At 57.1% G+C, this 17,510-nt stretch carries 18 protein-coding genes and 1 pseudogene; 15 read left to right on the plus strand and 4 right to left on the minus strand.

The features are described from left to right. Window positions 1-69 precede the first annotated feature (69 nt). A complete protein-coding gene (locus RSAL33209_RS14755) occupies window positions 70-2,508 on the plus strand; it encodes a DNA polymerase III subunit gamma and tau (RefSeq protein WP_012246703.1) in 2,439 nt (812 codons plus the stop codon). Between the two features lie 58 nt (window positions 2,509-2,566). After that, on the plus strand, window positions 2,567-3,166 hold the full coding sequence (recR, locus tag RSAL33209_RS14760) for a recombination mediator RecR (RefSeq protein ID WP_012246704.1): 600 nt from the start codon (window positions 2,567-2,569) through the stop codon (window positions 3,164-3,166). A gap of 29 nt (window positions 3,167-3,195) precedes the next feature. On the opposite strand, the pseudogene RSAL33209_RS14765 reads toward recR, so the two are convergent. Beyond that, window positions 3,196-3,610: pseudogene (locus RSAL33209_RS14765) on the minus strand (VOC family protein). 246 nt (window positions 3,611-3,856) lie between these two features. On the opposite strand from RSAL33209_RS14765, the gene RSAL33209_RS14770 reads away from it, so the two are divergent. Beyond that, window positions 3,857-5,143, plus strand: coding sequence for an aspartate kinase (locus RSAL33209_RS14770; RefSeq protein WP_114597758.1), 1,287 nt, complete (start codon window positions 3,857-3,859; stop codon window positions 5,141-5,143). A gap of 198 nt (window positions 5,144-5,341) precedes the next feature. Continuing rightward, entirely contained in the window at window positions 5,342-7,006 is a 1,665-nt protein-coding gene (locus tag RSAL33209_RS14775) for a cation:proton antiporter (RefSeq protein ID WP_012246708.1), read from the plus strand. Here RSAL33209_RS14775 and RSAL33209_RS14780 read toward each other — a convergent pair. Next, entirely contained in the window at window positions 7,003-7,317 is a 315-nt protein-coding gene (locus RSAL33209_RS14780; RefSeq protein WP_041685915.1) for an L-rhamnose mutarotase, read from the minus strand. The genes RSAL33209_RS14775 and RSAL33209_RS14780 overlap by 4 nt on opposite strands. A 149-nt stretch (window positions 7,318-7,466) precedes the next feature. Between RSAL33209_RS14780 and RSAL33209_RS14785 the strand changes: the two genes are divergently transcribed. From RSAL33209_RS14785 to RSAL33209_RS14805, 6 genes are read left to right on the plus strand one after another with little or no spacing between them, the layout of a single operon-like run. Beyond that, window positions 7,467-8,165, plus strand: a complete 699-nt coding sequence (locus RSAL33209_RS14785; RefSeq protein ID WP_041684867.1) for a hypothetical protein — start codon at window positions 7,467-7,469, stop codon at window positions 8,163-8,165. Beyond that, window positions 8,137-8,898, plus strand: coding sequence for an alpha-L-fucosidase (locus RSAL33209_RS19390; protein ID WP_049759021.1), 762 nt, complete (start codon window positions 8,137-8,139; stop codon window positions 8,896-8,898). The genes RSAL33209_RS14785 and RSAL33209_RS19390 overlap by 29 nt, the downstream gene beginning before the upstream one ends. Beyond that, entirely contained in the window at window positions 8,810-9,709 is a 900-nt protein-coding gene (locus RSAL33209_RS19395; protein ID WP_049759022.1) for an alpha-L-fucosidase, read from the plus strand. Before RSAL33209_RS19390 ends, RSAL33209_RS19395 begins: the two co-directional genes overlap by 89 nt. Next, window positions 9,706-10,584 carry an amidohydrolase family protein gene (locus RSAL33209_RS14795; protein ID WP_012246714.1) on the plus strand — a complete coding sequence of 293 codons (879 nt, stop codon included), beginning with the start codon at window positions 9,706-9,708 and terminating at the stop codon, window positions 10,582-10,584. Before RSAL33209_RS19395 ends, RSAL33209_RS14795 begins: the two co-directional genes overlap by 4 nt. Next, complete coding sequence (locus tag RSAL33209_RS14800; protein WP_012246715.1) at window positions 10,581-11,504, plus strand: hypothetical protein; 924 nt, start codon at window positions 10,581-10,583, stop codon at window positions 11,502-11,504. Before RSAL33209_RS14795 ends, RSAL33209_RS14800 begins: the two co-directional genes overlap by 4 nt. 35 nt (window positions 11,505-11,539) lie before the next feature. After that, entirely contained in the window at window positions 11,540-12,064 is a 525-nt protein-coding gene (locus RSAL33209_RS14805; RefSeq protein WP_114597665.1) for a hypothetical protein, read from the plus strand. 6 nt (window positions 12,065-12,070) lie between these two features. On the opposite strand, the gene RSAL33209_RS18275 is transcribed toward RSAL33209_RS14805, so the two are convergent. Together RSAL33209_RS18275 and RSAL33209_RS18280 are read right to left on the minus strand one after the other, a co-directional pair. Next, complete coding sequence (locus RSAL33209_RS18275) at window positions 12,071-12,286, minus strand: EamA family transporter (RefSeq protein ID WP_199533180.1); 216 nt, start codon at window positions 12,284-12,286, stop codon at window positions 12,071-12,073. A gap of 481 nt (window positions 12,287-12,767) precedes the next feature. Beyond that, entirely contained in the window at window positions 12,768-12,956 is a 189-nt protein-coding gene (locus RSAL33209_RS18280) for a hypothetical protein (RefSeq protein ID WP_012246718.1), read from the minus strand. Window positions 12,957-13,129: 173 nt separating this feature from the next. On the opposite strand from RSAL33209_RS18280, the gene RSAL33209_RS14815 reads away from it, so the two are divergent. The 5 genes from RSAL33209_RS14815 (at window position 13,130) to purL (ending at window position 17,468) form a co-directional block, all read left to right on the plus strand. Continuing rightward, window positions 13,130-13,588, plus strand: coding sequence for a hypothetical protein (locus tag RSAL33209_RS14815; protein WP_012246719.1), 459 nt, complete (start codon window positions 13,130-13,132; stop codon window positions 13,586-13,588). An 8-nt stretch (window positions 13,589-13,596) separates the two neighbouring features. Beyond that, the gene (locus RSAL33209_RS14820) at window positions 13,597-14,007 is read left to right on the plus strand and encodes a hypothetical protein (protein WP_012246720.1); all 411 of its coding nucleotides are present in this window, start codon (window positions 13,597-13,599) and stop codon (window positions 14,005-14,007) included. Between the two features lie 176 nt (window positions 14,008-14,183). Continuing rightward, entirely contained in the window at window positions 14,184-14,435 is a 252-nt protein-coding gene (purS, locus tag RSAL33209_RS14825; protein ID WP_012246721.1) for a phosphoribosylformylglycinamidine synthase subunit PurS, read from the plus strand. After that, window positions 14,428-15,168, plus strand: a complete 741-nt coding sequence (gene purQ / locus RSAL33209_RS14830; protein WP_012246722.1) for a phosphoribosylformylglycinamidine synthase subunit PurQ — start codon at window positions 14,428-14,430, stop codon at window positions 15,166-15,168. The genes purS and purQ overlap by 8 nt, the downstream gene beginning before the upstream one ends. Beyond that, a complete protein-coding gene (gene purL / locus RSAL33209_RS14835) occupies window positions 15,165-17,468 on the plus strand; it encodes a phosphoribosylformylglycinamidine synthase subunit PurL (protein ID WP_012246723.1) in 2,304 nt (767 codons plus the stop codon). The genes purQ and purL overlap by 4 nt, the downstream gene beginning before the upstream one ends. Window positions 17,469-17,510 lie beyond the last annotated feature (42 nt).

The following is a 17,510-nucleotide window of genomic DNA, read 5'->3' on the forward strand; positions in this document are numbered from 1 at the left end:
TCGCTGTTACAACCAGGTCTACCACCAGCTCATAGTTAAATTGTCAGCGCATCACGATAGGGTTTCACAGTGACCACAGCTCTCTACCGCAGATACCGCCCGGACACGTTTGCGGACGTGATCGGGCAAGAGCATGTCACCGAACCGCTTATGACGGCGCTGCGTAAGAATCGCGTCAATCACGCATATTTGTTCTCTGGCCCTCGTGGTTGCGGTAAAACGACCTCGGCTCGGATCTTGGCTCGCTGCCTCAACTGTGCGCAAAGCCCCACTGATACACCTTGTGGGAGTTGCGATAGCTGCGTGGAATTAGCCACCGGCGGCCCGGGCAGCTTGGACGTGATCGAAATAGATGCGGCTAGTCACGGTGGTGTGGATGATGCGCGCGATCTCCGCGAACGTGCAACCTTTGCACCGGTTCGCGATCGCTACAAAATCTTCATCATCGACGAAGCACATATGGTCACCAGCGCGGGCTTCAACGCACTGCTGAAAATCGTCGAAGAGCCGCCGGAGCACATCAAGTTCATCTTCGCGACTACCGAGCCGGAAAAAGTCATTGGCACCATCCGCTCGCGAACACATCATTATCCGTTCCGGCTCGTTCCGCCGGAACCACTAATGGCGTACCTCCAGTTGCTCTGCGACCAAGAAAAAGTTCCGGTTGCCCCGGGTGTACTTTCGCTGGTTGTCCGGGCTGGCGGCGGCTCCGTTCGCGATTCGCTCTCAGTTTTGGATCAGTTGATGGCTGGTGCGGGCGCCCAGGGTCTTGACTACGAACTAGCTGTCTCGTTGCTGGGTTACACCCACGCCTCCTTACTAGATGACGTTGTGGATGCTCTGGCCGCCTCGGACGCGGCAACCGTATTCCGGGCCGTCGATCGGATTATCCAAACTGGTCTGGATCCGCGCCGCTTTGTTGAAGATTTGCTTGAACGATTCCGCGATTTGATCATTGTTCAAGCCATGCCGGAAAGTGCGCAAGCGATTCTTCGCGGTATGCCCGAGGATCAAATTGCCAGAATGCAGACTCAGTCGACGCAATTGGGCCGTGCCGAACTGTCTCGAGCAGCCGACGTCAGCAATACCGCGCTGACAGAAATGACCGGCGCCACCTCGCCTAGGCTGCATTTGGAGCTACTCTGCGCTCGGCTACTGCTGCCCGGTGCCGAGCAGACTGAGCGCGGCATGGCCGCACGTTTAGATCGGGTTGAACGACGGTTGTCGTACGCCGGATCGGCTACGGCCGAGCAAGGTGCGCCTGAACGTCCCGCACCGGTGGTTCCGGTATCTACCCCGGAACCTGCACCTGCAGCACCACCTGCAGTGGAGCCTCGGGAATCGGCAGCGTCAGCCGAGACGGCCGATATGCCAGAAAATCTACAAAAATCAGCACCGGCCAGCGCTAGCCCTGAATTGGATGACTGGGGCATCCCGGTTCAAAGCCCCCCGGCAAGAACTCAAGCACCAGCGCCACAGACACCAGCGCAACAGGCACCAGAGCACCAGCCAGCCGCACCGGAGCCACAAACACTGGCAGCACAATCACCTGCTCAGCGAGCAGTTCCGCCGACGAGTTCTGCACCAGCAAACTCGGCGGACGGCATCGACATGTTGCGCCGGGCTTGGCCGGATGTTCTTGAGCAGCTGACCAAAGTGAAACGCTCAAGTTGGGCGTTGATCGCACCTAATGCGACACCACAAAGTTTCGATGGCAAGGCCTTGGTGCTCGGATTCGGTACCGAGGGTTTGGCATCCGCGTTTTCCCGTGGTGAGCATGCCGAGAACCTCAGAGCCGCTATCAAGGCGACCCTTGGCTTAGACTGCCAAGTCACGGCAACGGCGTCCGGTGCCCCGCCGGCAAACTACAATTCTGGGAGCTCTGAGCCAAACCCAAAAGGACCGGCCCAAGCAGTTGATTGGGCCGGACCAGCTGAACAATCGACGCCAGCCGAACCAGACTGGGCTATTGAAGATCCCCGCCCAAGCGAAGAACAGCCAGTCGAGCAACACCCGATCGAGCAATACCCGGCCGAAAAAGTCCGTCCTTCAACTGAGCCAGATCCTCGAGAGAAAATCTGGCAGCGCCCAGTTTCTGCACAACCTGCTGCCGTTGTGGAACCTGGCTGGGGTTCAATTTCCGCTGCACCGGATTGGATTAGTGGCGCTAGCGACGATTCGCAAACGTCCGCGGCCCGGGCACCAGCAAGCTCAGAACCAGTCGCGAAGCAGCCAGTATCTGCAGTACCTGTCGCGACAGCGGCCGTGCGCGAAAAAGCCAGTGCGGTTGATGAGCCGGTTGTGGCAAAGACCAGCCTGTTCCAACGGTTGAGTGAACAGGCTAAACAGTCTGCACCACCGCCTGTGGCGACGCCGGAAACCTATGTTGAAGACATTCCTAGCGCCGACGATGAGACTATTGAAGAGTCTGGTCTGGTGGGTCGAGCAGCCGTGGAACGGATCTTGGGTGGCAGGATGATTGAAGAACGCCCGCTCAACAGGTCCTAACCTGCACTGTTGAGTAGATTCACCTAGTCACGCATCGAAGAGAAGAGCAAAACAGACCGTGTATGAAGGCGCAGTTCAAGATCTGATCGACGAATTAGGGCGCCTGCCCGGGATCGGTCCCAAATCCGCGCAACGGTTGGCTTTCCATATCCTCGAAGCAGACCCGGAAGATATGAAGCGCTTGGTCACTTCAATCGTCACGGTCAAAGAACGCGTCAAGTTCTGTTCAATTTGTGGCAACGTCGCAGAACAAGACACCTGCAGTATTTGTCGCGATCCACGCCGAGACCCAACAATCATTTGCGTTGTCGAAGAATCTAAAGACGTGATCGCCGTCGAGCGGACCCGAAGCTTTCGCGGCCTCTATCACGTGCTGGGCGGTGCGATTAACCCAATCGCCGGCGTAGGCCCCGACCAGCTGCGCATTCGTGAGCTACTCAATCGCCTCAGCGACAGCCAAATCGAAGAAATCATTATCGCCACGGATCCCAATCTGGAAGGCGAAGCGACCGCAACCTATCTCGCCCGGATGCTCAAGTCGATTGGCATCACAGTCACTCGTCTTGCCTCTGGACTGCCAGTTGGTGGCGATCTGGAATATGCCGACGAAATCACGCTGGGCAGGGCCTTTGAAGGTCGCCGCAACGCCTTGGCGTAGGCCCGCGCTGAGCCTACGCCAACTGAAAGCTAACTAGCAGCCGAACCAGCAATATTGACCAACCAGCTAACGCCAAATTTATCTTTGCATTCGCCGAAGTGGTCACCCCAGGGCGCCTTTTCCAGCGGCATCCCAACAACGCCACCGGAAATCAGTTTCTCCCAGTATCCGCGCAGTACATCTTCGTCATCGCCACTGAGTGAAACTGTGCCATTATTGCCCAGCTCCATGCTGTTGGGCGTATCAGCCCCCATCAACACCAAACCGTTTTCTGCGACGAGCATTCCGTGCATGATTTTGTCCAGCTCAGCCTCAATCTTCGCTCGCGTGGAATTCGCGAAATGTAGACAGGGTCAGCTCGCCGCCAAAAACGGATTGGTAAAAGGTCATGGCCTGCTTGGCGGTGTCTTGGAAGCTTAGGTAAGGGTTCAGGCGCACAGCCATGGCAATTCTCCTCCGTAAACAGGAACCAATGGCTGGCCCCTTCTGCGCTCATCCTAAGCGCGATGCGGTGAGACCGAAAGAGCCCAGAGCCGGAACAACCAATGACACCTAAGATGAATTTCCGCGCAATCTTTACGCACGAATTCAAGGAAGATGACCTCGGCAGATAAACTGGCGGGAGTCTTGCCCCACCTTCAGGAGTCATCCAGTGCCAGTCCGCCGCTTGAGCATGCCCGGTTTCTCATCATGAGCCTCATTGTGCAAAAGTACGGCGGCTCCTCAGTAGCCGATGCCGCCGGAATCCGACGCGTAGCCAAGCGAGTAGTTGCCACGCATCAAGCCGGGCACGACGTCGTCGTAGTAGTTTCCGCGATGGGTGACACTACTGACGAGCTGCTCGATCTTGCCGCACAGGTCGCCGAACACCCGCCCGCTCGCGAGCTAGATATGTTGATGACGGCCGGCGAGCGAATTTCGATGGCGCTGCTGGCAATGGCAATTAGCAGCCAAAACGATGTGGCACAGTCCTTCACCGGCAGCCAAGCCGGCATGATTACCGACGGTATCCACGGCAAGGCTCGAATCATTGACGTTGATCCGCACCGCGTGCGCACCGCCCTGGATAAGGGGCAAATTGCGATTGTTGCTGGTTTCCAAGGTATGAGCCGAAGCACCAACGAGATCACTACGATGGGTCGCGGCGGCTCGGACACCACCGCCGTCGCACTGGCTGCCGCCTTGAATGCTGATGTCTGCGAAATCTATACCGACGTTGACGGCGTCTACACGGCAGACCCGCGAGTGGTACCCAGCGCGCGGAAAATCGACAAGATCTCTAGCGAAGAAATGCTTGAGCTCACAGCATCTGGCGCAAAGATTCTGCATCTGCGCAGCGTTGAGTATGCACGCCGATTTGGGCTTCCGATTCACGTCCGCTCCTCATTTAGCGACCACGAAGGTACTTGGGTCTTACCCAGCCCCGACGACAAAATCATCAGAGGCGAAGGAGTCGCTTTGGAACAGCCCATCATCTCCGGTGTTGCACACGATCGGTCCGAAGGTAAGGTCACCGTCGTCGGTGTACCGGACATTCCCGGCAAGGCCGCAGAAATCTTTGGCATTATTGCCTCCGCACACTCAAATATCGACATGATTGTGCAGAACATTTCCACGCACGGATCTGGCCGTACCGACATTTCCTTCACGCTGCCAATGGTCGAAGGTGCTGACGCTTTGCAGGCGCTCAAAGACGCACAAAGTACTGTTGGCTTCGAAGACATAATCTACGACGACAGCATTGGCAAGCTCTCACTCATCGGCGCTGGTATGCGTTCACACCCCGGAGTTTCGTTCAAATTCTTCAAAGCATTGTCAGATGCCGGTGTGAACATTGATTTGATTTCCACCTCGGAAATCCGAATCTCGGTCGTTACCCGGGCAGACCTTTTAGATACCGCCGTGCGTGCTGTGCATAAGGCCTTCGATCTGGATGGCACCGAAGAGGCGACGGTTTACGCCGGCACCGGCCGCTAACGTCTGGTTTGGGTACTCACCCCCGCGCTACGAGGTCGTAGCTGGGCGGGAGCTAGTCCTGCCCACGTAGCAAGCTACTCGGCTGGGGAGGAGCCCCCGGGCGCAAGCTTCTGGAACACCAGGTGATCCTGCCACTTGGTGTCCTGGGCAAACAGTAAGCTGATTATCAGACGATTCTGACGGCAGCTGGGAGCACCGATGGACCTCGAGCAACTTCTGATACTGCTGGTAGCGGCTTTGGCGGTGACCGCCTTTGCCCGCAAAGTCGGCTGGCCTGCACCACTTTTGGTCACCGGCGTGGCCATTCTGGTTTCTTTCTTCCTAGTGGATGAAGTCAAAATCGACTCTGAAGTCATTCTGACCATCGTGCTGCCACCGCTACTTTATTCAGCAGCTTTAGACGTTTCGTTCCAGGATTTCCGCACCTCGCTGCGCCAAATCCGAAGGCTCGGCATTGGCCTGGTGGTCATTACCGCGCTTGTCGTCGGCGGCGTCGCGAACATCTTAATTGGCGATATTTCGCTTGCTGCTGCCCTGCTCTTGGGCGCAATTGTCGCGCCACCGGATGCGGTTTCCGCAACGGCAATCGGCAAGAAGCTGGGCCTGCCCCGTCGTGTCATGACCGTGCTCTCCGGCGAAAGTCTGATCAATGACGCAGCAGCCTTGACCATGTTTACGCTGTTCCTCAACGGCGCGACTAAAGGTTCTTCTTTTGGCTTCAACGACGGCCTACTGCTACTGCTCATCAACATCGTCGGCGGCGTGGGCGTCGGGCTGGTCCTTGCCTTCATCGTGCAATTCGTTCGGACCCGGATCAAGGATCCGCTGATTGAAACGGTTATTGGCCTGCTGGTCCCGTTCGGCGCCTATCTGATTGCGGAAGAATTGCACGGCTCTGGCGTCCTCGCTGTTGTCGCGGCTGGACTTCACTTGGGCTATAACGCACCAAAGGGCAGCTACGTGATGCGGCTGCAGGAACAACCTATTTTGGCTTCGCTAGATGTGCTTCTGGAAGCTTTTGTTTTTGCCCTGATCGGTCGGCAATTCAAGAACGTACTCTTCGAAACCATCGATAGCCCGCGCGGTCTCGGCGTGAGTTTGGGCATTGCTGACATCCTGCGCGCGATCACTATTCTGATCCGGCCCGCTTATGTCTTCGTCTCCTACTACCGACGCCAGATTCCGGTCTTCAAGCGACGTCGCCAACGCCGCGGTCGGGATGAACCGGAGATGAGTTGGCGCGATTTGACCGTGATCTCTTGGACCGGCATGCGCGGAGTAGTCACGCTTGCCGCGGCGGCTTCAGTAGTCGCCAGTTCGGACGTCGAAGCCAAAGATCTCATTTTCCTCACCGCCTTTGTGGTCACCATCGGCACCCTGCTCCTGCAAGGCCTCACACTACCCTGGCTGATCAAAAAGCTTGAGGTTTCTGATCCGAACCAAGAACAGCGCGATCAAGAAGCCGAGCAGGCACTCATGTCTCGCACGTTCAAAATCGCGATGGAGCAGATGAAGCCTACGTGGCAAAAGCTTGCCGCAAAGGTCGGCCCCGAAAAGGCCGAAAAGCTCATGGCCCGGATTCAAGGCTCGGCGGCGGCCAGAATGTCAGCGATGCAGGACGTTAACGACGACGCGTCTGTTGCGAAAACAGCGCCATTCGGTAAGGGTGGCATCGCCAAGCCAGAGATGGCCCAATACATGACCGACATGCGCCGCCAAATGAACGAACTTCGCCGAAAAGTCCTGATCGAAGAACGAGATAAGGGCAATCTCGATGACGAAGTGATGCGGACGGTACTGATGGAACTCGACACCGAAGAATTCGCCTTAGACAAATCGTGGCAGTCCCGGATGCGTTCCTAGAGCTGGGGCAACTGCCAGACTTGCTGCAGCTCGCGTTGATAGCTTTGGCCTGCTGAGGTGTCTAAGAAGAAGTTCATTTGCTGCTGCCAAGCTTGATCCACTGGTTCCTGCGCCATGGCCATTTTGAAGGCCACCCAATCAACAACTTCCACCTCGTGGAAAAGATCCGTACCAGAACGCCAGATTCGCCATTCGGTCACGCCATGCTGGCGGAGCAGTTGATCCAGCTCGCCGGGGATCAGCGCATGTGCTTGCTCGTAGGCGAGTTCCTTCCCAGGCTGAAGTTTGGTGTGCAGGGCAATTCGTTGCATCGCAGTTCCTTTCAACGGCTTTTACATCAGATGAATCGGATCAATTCAGCAAGAGATATTCAACCTACCAAGCAAAAATGCTTGACAGCAGATGAACAGTAGATAATCGTTGAATTTTAAAGATCCGATGTATAGCTCGAGGAGTGCTCATGCGCAAAAAGCAGTTTCGCCGCGGCCGTATGCTTTGCGCCAGCCTTGCGATCGGGTCCCTGCTCATTGGAGGGTTAGTGCCTGCTGCTATTGCCGACGACGCCGCGGCACCGCCGGACGATCTTAACGTCCGCTTCGCTGGATCCCTTGTGGGCAGTTCCGCCTACACCACGGCAGGCGATGAATCACTTCGGGGCAGCCTTCGACGCAACCAAGGTGACGAACAACAAATCGTAGGCACCTGCGTCGAACTCAAAGGAACCCGTCAAGGGCTAACTTTCGTCCCGAGTGATTGGTCCTTAGGCCAAGGAACCGCGAACAAAAACTTCATCGCGGAACTCCAATTCACACCAACCTCAGCACCAAAAAACCTAAGCACGCTCTTTTCTGCCGGCGGAAATTTCTACGTCAGAGCTGAAGCTGGAAAGTTCAGCTACGGCTTCGACTCATTCGATGGCCAGAGCTGGACAAAGAACTCAGCCACTGCGCCGTACCCAGCACTCAACCAAAAGCACACTTTGTCATTGCAGTATTTGCCCGGCGAGCATAATGCCTCGTTATATGTACTCCTCGACGGCAAGCAGCTCCCCACCGTGACGGGGACAAAAGGCTTCGCGCTGGCTGCTGGAGCTGAAAACTCAATCGGGTTCGGTAACGACGTGCACCCCCATGGTGGCGACCGGCCCCGCCACCTTTGACCCCAAAGCTTTTCTCTTCCGCTCGGATAACGGGCCCGGGCCAAACCCTGGCGGAAATTGCACCGATCTGAGTCGAATCGCCCCTGGCAACTACATTCCGGTCAGCGCAAATGATTGCGATCAGGACATTGTCACAAAATCGACTCTAGTTCGGCCAACGACGCAACAATGGCAGTGGCAAGACGACGGACTCAGCGCCTTCGTTCATTTCGGCATCAATACCTTTTACAACCGAGAGTGTGGTCATGGCACAGAGGACCCGCAGTGCTTCAACCCGACCGGCGTCGTCGATACCGATCAGTGGGTGAGTAACCTGGCTGCGGCGGGCTTCAAACGCGTCATTCTTACCGTGAAGCACCACGCTGGCTTCCTGCTCTACCCGAGTAGATATTCGGACTATTCCGTCGCCTCGTCGCCATGGTTAGCAGGCAAGGGTGATGTGCTTCGGCAGCTCACCCATTCGGCACACAAATACGGGCTCGACGTCGGAGTTTACCTCTCACCGGCAGACTCCAATCAGGAGGTCCGCGGGGTTTATGGCAATGGCAGCACGCCCAGTGCTCGAACGATTCCCACGCTGCTCCCCGGTGATTCTCGCGCAGACCAAGCGGGACTACCCAGCTTCAACTATCAAGCGACCGACTATGGCGCCTATTTTTTTAAACACGCTCTACGAAGTAGAGACCCAGTACGGCAAGATCAGCGAAGTTTGGTTCGACGGTTCAAGCGGTAACACGGCTAAGTCAGAAAAATATGACTATCCAGCCTTCTACGACCTAATTGGCAAGCTACAGCCAGATGCCGTCGTTGCCGTTGGTGGCCGAGATGTCCGTTGGGTTGGCAATGAAGCAGGCCAAGCCCGCGCGGATAATGAATGGAGCCGGCTGGCGGTCGGCGACCCGGCAGACAAAGGGAAATTCACCGAAATCATACCGACTGATGCACAAGATCTTGGTGATCGAACGTCCTTAATTTCAGCGGTGCGGCAAGGCGCCAATACGCTGCACTGGTGGCCCGCTGAGGCGGATTTCAAACTTACCCAAGGCTGGTTTGCGCATCCGAACGATCAACCGCTCAGCGGCAACCAGCTTCTGCAAAAATATGAGGAAACTGTCGGCCGCAATGCAGTGTTCTTGATGAATGTGCCGCCGACTACCGACGGCAGTATCTCTGCGGCTTCGATTCAAGCGCTCAAAGACTTCAAAATCGCACGAGATAAGGCTTATGGCACGGATCTGGCCAGCGCAGGCCGCACCACGACGACGGAAAGCGCAGTCAACATTGACCTAGGTTCAGCCAAATCGGTGAAGCGAATTTCACTCAGCGAAGATGTGCTGAACTACGGTCAAAGTGCTGAAAAGGTCAGTGTTGAGGCAAAAGTGGACGGCAGTTGGCAGAGCATCGCGGAAGCTGGCGCAATTGGCCAAATGCGGATTCTGGTTTTGCCAACTGCAGTGACTGCGCAAGAGTTCCGAATCACCGTCAAAGAATCGCGCGCGCCCGTCCACTTCGCTGGAATCTCACTCTGGAGCAATCTCACGTGAGCGGCAAAAATCCAATCCGACGGATTGATGCGCACCACCACCTTTGGAATCTGAATGATCGGCCGCAAGACTGGATTACCGGACCGAGTATGGCCGCGATTGACCGAAGCTTTCTGCTGGAAGAATTTGAAGCACTCGCGATTGAGTCGGAAGTGGACGCGAGCGTTCTGGTGCAAACGGTCTGCGAATCTGAAGAGACCCCAGAGCTGCTAGCCATTGCCGCATCCTCCTCAATTGTGCAGGCAGTAGTGGGATGGGTCGATCTAGAAGCCCCCAGTGTTGCTGATCAGATTTCCGCGCTCAAGGAGTCCCCGGGCGGCGGATACTTACGCGGCATTCGGCACCAAGTGCAAGGCGAAAACGATCCCGAGTGGTTAGCGCGCCCAGCGGTGCGACGCGGCTTAATTGCCGTTGCCGAGGCGGGCCTGAATTACGAATTCATCGTCCGCTCGGATCAGCTGCCAGCGGTGGCAAAAACTGCACACGATTTCCCCGAGGCATCATTCATCCTGGATCACGCAGGGAAACCACCGATCGTCGCCGGCGAGCTAGAAGCTTGGTTCACTGACATCGCGGCGGTTGCTTCGGCGTCGAATATCACGTGCAAAGTCTCTGGTCTGCTGACCGAGGCTAACTGGTCTTCTTGGACGATCAATGATGTGCAGCCAATTGCCGATCGCCTACTTGAACTTTTCGGCGTCAATCGGCTGATGCTTGGCTCCGACTGGCCGGTAAGCACGCTAGCTGCCAGCTACCCGTCGACTTGGTCGATGAGCGAGGAGCTGATCGCAACGCTCTCCGCTGCGGAGAAATCAGATCTTCGCCAAGGCACCGCAGCAAAGGTGTATCGAATTCCTGGGACAATGGATGCGTGACCGATAAGCTCCGTAAGCTCAGCCCCGACGAGTGGCTGCCGCTTGCGCAGGCACACGGGGCAAAGGTGGATGTTTATGCGAAGCCTTATTTACAACGCCGCTCTCATGGCGAGAAGCATCCGGTAGAAGATTTCCTCTTTACCTATTACACGCTCAAACCTGCCCAGCTACGGCGCTGGCACCCGGGCAGCGGCACGGTCTTGCTTGGCGATGCGGCTTTGGAACGGCTGGGCTGGAAGTATTACCGGGCTGCTCACGACGGCGAACGTGCGACTTTAGGGCTGAGCGCAGCTGAGCCGGCGGTAGTCGTCGACGCAGCAGAGTTTTTGGCCGCGCGACGCAGCGCGGTGGACTTTGCTGTCGTCATTCTGGCCGGCACTGCGGCTCGGCCCGCCCAGTTGGGCTGCTTCGGATTGCATGAATGGGCAATGGCCTACCGAAGCGACGAGAACGGCATTCGGCACGAGTATCTACCATTGCGCCTCGGGGCTGAAGGCACTGACGAGGTTGTGGAACAGAACCGAATTCGTTGCTCGCACTTTGATGCCTTCAGGTTTTATACGCCGCAAGCAGTGCCACTCAACGAGCTCGCGCCAAACCGGGAAAATCAGCGCTCGATGGAACAGCCAGGGTGCCTGCACGCAAATATGGATCTGTACAAGTGGACGTACAAACTGTTGCCAATCTTGCCTAGCGAATTATTGATGGAAGCTTTTGAGCTGTCCTGGCGGATTCGAGCAATGGATATGCGGGCTGCGCCGTATCAGCTCAGTGACTGGGGGTACGAACCAATCCAGATTGAAAACGCTCAAGGTAAAGCCCAATACGTGACGTGTCAAAGCGAATTCAGTGCAGAAGCTGCGGTTTTGCGGTCACGGTTGTTGAACGATCTAAGTCAGCGCCTAGAACTAGCAGGCTAGTAGGCCTAGGCTGAAAGAGCCTGATTGGAGGCAGAATGAACCGACGAACTTTAGCCCCCACCTTGATAGCTGTGGCTGCCGCGATTGTCCTGAGTGGTTGCGCAGGGACCCCGCCCGCTGATCCAGGTATCACATCTACTGGAAGTTCACCAACATTCCCGCCCAGCGCCACAGCTGGCCCTTCCTTGCCTTCCGGCGTGGCCAGCCCATTGCCTGCTGGGGCAGATATCTCGCTCGCCATCACGATCAAGGACTCCCCCGAAGCAGCAAACCGCGATTTCACCGTGTTGTGTCAGGGTGCCAACGTTTCCGCCGGCAGCTCCGTTGCCGACCCTGCTGCGGCTTGCCAGGCACTGGAACGCTATGGCGCGGCAATCTTTTGGCCAACCGTTCAGAACCGAAATTGCACGATGCAAATGGGCGGACCTCAAGTAGCTAGGGTCACCGGAATTTTCAAAGGTCAAGGCGTGGACAAGGCTTTCGACCAGAGCAATGGTTGCAATATCTCAGATTGGAATGCGCTTTCTGCACTATTCGGTAACAAATCGGGTGTTCTCTAAGCTCGGCTAGGCGATAGCTATCATCACCACGCCGGCCACGACGATGCCAGCACCAATCAATCGTTTGCGCGGCTCGGCCTCGTGCAGCAAAAAAGCTCCCTCCAAGGTCACAAAAACCACTGATAGCTCGCGCACTGGCGCAACCATCGCTACCGGAGCCATTTGTAGCGCGAACAACACCAAAACATAAGCTAGCGGGGAAATCGTGGCGACAATCAGCACTTCTCGCCCGTGCTGATGCCAAACCGAATGAACCTTGGCGCGTGAACTGCAGCGCGAACGGCGCGAGCAGAACTACCTCGGTCATTGAGGATCCCCACATCAGAGCAATTGGGAAGACAGCTAGGCCGCTGGCAAGCACTGAATGCGCATCCCAAAGTGTGTAGGCGGCAATAGTGACTCCGGTAAGCACCCCATAAAGTACTCCTGCGCCAAGCTTTCCGCGGCCGCGCCCCGGCGTCGGCGTCGAGCCTGACAGCCCAATCAAAACCACACCGCCCACCACTACGGCCGCGCCAAGCACCGCGAGCCATCCCGGCCGCTCGCCCAAAATCAATAACGCCAGTAGCACGCTCAGCGCGGGTCCGGTGCCGCGGGCTAAAGGGTAGACCACCGAGATATCACCCTGCGCATAGCCATGCTGCAACAACACGAAGCCGGTATGGAGTATGCCGCTGACCACACCGTCTAAAAGCCAAGGCAATCACTGTCCGCTAAAAGCCAGAATGCCCCAAATTCCCAGCGGGGCCAGAATCACCGCGGAGCACAACGAGGCGAGCCAGAGGAAGGGCACGCCGCCAGTGCCCGCCTTTTTAGCGGCGAGATTCCAGACGGCGCGTGCAACAGCAGCTGCCAGTACCAAGCCGAGCGCAAGAAGATTCACCTTGCGCATTGTGCCACAGCTCTATGAACAGTTGTCTATACACGTATCCGAGAAATTCACTTTCAAAAAGACCTTGCCGCGCGGCAGCGTTGCTGCAAGAATCGGTCGCAAAGGGCTGTGAATGGTCCATTGGGGTTCTCAACTGATTGCGCACCACATCGCCAGATATCTAAGGAGACAAAATGGGACTTTTCGACCGGGCAAAAAATGCTTTCGGCGGCGGAGACAACGATTGGGCAGCCCAAGCCAAGGCAGCGCAAGATCTAGCAAACCAGCACCTCCAGGCCGCTGGCTATACCGACGGCAGCCCGGTAACCATGGCGAACGCTGGCCAAGTATCGCAGGCAGCGCAAGCAGATCACGATGCGCTCAATGCCTATGGTCAAGAACTCAATCGAATCATCGCCATTAGGCACCCTGGCAGCGCGGTCATCACCAATTCGGTGGACACCGGCGAACGAACCGCTGGAAACCCTTGGCATCAGCTTGAAGTTCAAGTTTCGCTTCCCGGCGCTGAACCCTATCTGGTCAGCAAACGCGAAATGGTTGCACCACAGTTTTTGGCTAGCTACGCGCCGGGCACCAATCACGACGTCAAAGTTGATCCAGCAGACCCGAACAACATCGCCTTTACTAGCTAGATAGCACTATGGGCGTCATTAACGATGTTTTCCGGCTTATGCGAGCGGGACTCAAACAGAGCGCACAAACCAACTATGCGGAGAATCTGCGCCAGTCTGCGGATTTAGCCGAACAATTCAGCAATGGGATACCAGTGACTCACGGCGCCGCTGGCGCTAATCCTTTTGCCAATATGGCCGCCTATGCTGGCATGATCCAAGGCTCCGGCACGGTGCGCGGGCTGCGCGCACCTGGGCAGGTTATTGCTGGTACACCGGTCTACCTTGTTGACTTCGAAATCACGCTGCCAGACCGCGCTGCGTATCAAGCGCAGTATCAGACCGTGATCGCGCAAGCTGCCTTACCCAATTGGCAGCCGGGCGCAATGTTTCCACTGCGCGTTAGCCCTGAAGATCAGAACGCAATCATGCTGGGTTGAAGCAAGTATTTGTGCTGTGAATACTGAGTGGAAATCACCGGTAGAATGGTTCTGCAAGCTCGCGGAGCGCTGATGCCTCCGGCTCGGAGAACCAGCGTGAGACGGCACCGTTTTACGGCTGTTCAACAGCCTCCGCGACCCTTTCGTCTGTCAGAACGAAAAACAGGAGTCACCGGATGCCCCGGATCGTTGTCGATGTCATGCTCAAACCCGAAATCCTCGACCCGCAGGGGAAAGCCATTGTTGGGGCGCTGCCCCGACTGGGCTTCACCGAGTTCAGCGGCGTCCGCCAAGGCAAACGCTTTGAACTGACGGTCGACGGCGAGGTTACTGAAGCTGTCCTGGCCAAAGCCCGTGAAGCTGCTGAAACACTACTGTCCAACCCGGTCATTGAAGATGTGGTCAATGTCGAGGTTGTCAATGACTGAGCTGGCTACTGATCTGTCCGCTACTGATCTGTCCGCTGCGCGGGTGGGGGTAGTCACCTTCCCCGGCACACTTGACGATCGCGACGCTGCGCGCGCCGTTCGGCTCTCGGGTGCGACCGCCGTCGAGCTTTGGCACGCCGATGCCTATCTCAAAGACGTGGACGCCGTGGTGATTCCTGGCGGTTTTTCTTACGGTGATTACTTGCGCGCTGGCGCGATTTCCCGGTTTGCTCCGCTCATGGCAAAGGTCATTAACGCAGCGAACTCGGAGGCGAGATTGCCGGTTCTGGGCATCTGCAACGGTTTCCAGATCCTCACGGAATCGCATTTACTTCCTGGCTCAATGGTTCAAAATGCCCACCTGAAGTTCATCTGCCGTGACCAGGTGCTGCGTGTTGAAAACGCATCGACCGCGTGGACCAATGCTTTTGAAGCTGGGCAAAGCATCACCGTCCCGCTGAAAAACCAAGATGGCCAGTACATCGCAGATGAAAAGACACTTGATGCACTCGAAGCTGAAGGCCGGGTAGTGTTCCGCTACTCAGGCTTCAACCCGAACGGCTCACGCCGGGACATCGCTGGCATCTCGAACGCGGCGGGTAACGTTGTGGGGCTCATGCCGCACCCCGAGCACGCGGTTGAAACTGGCTTCGGTCCGGACCACTCCGGCATCGATGGTGCTGGATTCTTCTCGTCTGTTTTGAACACGATCCTTGCAGGAGCAAAAGCGTGACCACTTCTCCCAGCGAAAAGACCAGCTTCAATATCGATACGGTCGCCAACGCGGCCACCACTCCAGAGACTGAACTCCCTTGGGCTGAGCTGGGTCTAAAGGACAATGAGTTTGCCCGGATCAATGAGATTTTGGGCCGCCGCCCGACTGCCGCCGAATTGGCAATGTATTCGGTGATGTGGAGCGAGCACTGCTCGTACAAATCCTCAAAGGTGCACCTGAGCCAGTTCGGCGAAAAGGTCACTGAGGAGATGAAGAAACACCTATTGGTTGGCATTGGCGAAAATGCTGGCGTGGTCGATATTGGTGACGGCTGGGCCGTGACCTTCAAAGTCGAATCGCATAATCACCCCTCTTTCGTGGAGCCTTATCAAGGTGCAGCTACCGGCATCGGTGGCATCGTACGCGACATTATCTCGATGGGCGCCCGCCCGGTTGCCGTGATGGATCCGTTGCGGTTCGGCGCGATTGACCACCCGGATACCGCACGGTTGGTGCACGGCATCGTTTCCGGCATCGGTGGATACGGTAACTCTTTGGGCCTGCCGAACATTGGCGGCGAGGTCGTCTTCGACTCGGTTTACCAGGGCAATCCGCTGGTCAATGCTTTGGCTGTTGGCGTACTGCGGCACGAAGACATCCGGCTAGCTAACGCTTCTGGCGTGGGCAATCGCGTAGTGCTGTTTGGCGCCCGGACCGGTGGCGACGGCATTGGCGGCGCTTCGGTACTGGCCTCCGAATCCTTCGACTCCACCAAGCCGTCCAAGCGCCCGGCCGTGCAGGTTGGCGATCCCTTTGCCGAAAAAGTACTCATTGAGTGCTGCTTGGAATTGTTCAAAGCCTCGATCGTGGACGGTATTCAAGACCTCGGCGCGGCTGGTATTTCCTGCGCTACCTCGGAATTGGCTTCCAACGGTGAAGGCGGCATGCACGTCGAACTCACCTCGGTACTGCTGCGCGACCCAACGCTGACCCCGGGCGAAATTCTGATGTCCGAGTCGCAAGAGCGCATGATGGCGGTAGTTACACCTGAAAACGTGGCTGCTTTTGAGGCCGTCATGGCCAAATGGGACGTTGAATATTCCTGGTTGGGTGAAGTGACGGACACCGGCCGCTTGATCATCGATTGGGACGGCGAGACGATTGTCGACGTCGATCCGCGCACCGTGGCGCACGACGGCCCGGTATACAACCGACCGTTCCACCGCCCGGAATGGCTCGACGCCTTGCAGGCTGACTCGTTCCTTGCCTCTGGCGTTGCTGAGGTACCCGCCGATTTGGGTGCCGCCGTCGTCGAACTGATGTCCTCGCCGAATATGGCCTCGAAGTCGTGGGTCACCGATCAGTACGACCGGTATGTACAGGGCAATACCGCGCAAGCCATGCCCGACGACGCCGGAGTGATCCGAGTGGATGAAACCACTGGCCTTGGCGTTGCGTTGTCCACCGATGCGAATGGCCGTTACTGCTACCTGAACCCTCGTGAAGGCGCTAAATTGGCCCTTGCTGAGGCATACCGGAACGTGGCCACCTCTGGCGCGCGTCCGCTGGCGGTCACTGACTGCTTGAACTTTGGCTCCCCCGAGGATCCCGAAGTGATGTGGCAATTCGCTGAGTCCGTCACTGGCTTGGCTGATGCTTGCCAGGAACTTGGCGTGCCAGTGACTGGTGGCAATGTCTCGCTGTACAACCAGACGGGCGGGGTCGCGATTCACCCGACGCCCGTAGTTGGCGTGCTGGGCGTGTTCGACGACGTCGCCCGGAGCACGCCGTCCGGCTGGCGGGTAGACGGCCAGGCCATCTACCTACTCGGCACCACGCGCGCTGAATTGGATGGCTCGGAATGGGCTAACTTGCGTGGACACCTTGGCGGTCAGCCGCCGGTTGTTGATCTGGGCCGCGAAAAGGAACTCGCTGAGATTCTGATCAACGCTTCGCGTGACGGCATGGTCGATGCCGCACACGACCTCTCCGAAGGTGGTTTAGCTGCCGCACTGGTTGAGTCCTCACTGCGCTTTGGCGTGGGCGCTCGAATCGGCCTGGATGAGCTCGCTGTCCGTGACGGGATTTCGATCTTTGAAGCCTTGTTCTCGGAATCGCAAGCCCGCGCACTGGTTTCCGTGCCACGCTCCGAGGAAGTCCGCTTCAACGACATGTGCACTGCCCGGGGCTTTGAGCACTTACGTCTTGGCGTGGTTGACGCTGAGTCCGGCGCGTTGGACGTACAAGGCGCGTTCACGCTGAGCCTGGACGAACTACGCGAAGCCCATGAAGCGACCCTGCCGAAGTACTTCGGTTAGGGTCTAGAGCCTACTCCGCTGCGAAACGCTGCACCACTTTTC

It is taken from the genome of Renibacterium salmoninarum ATCC 33209, assembly GCF_000018885.1.
Lineage (GTDB): Bacteria > Actinomycetota > Actinomycetes > Actinomycetales > Micrococcaceae > Renibacterium > Renibacterium salmoninarum.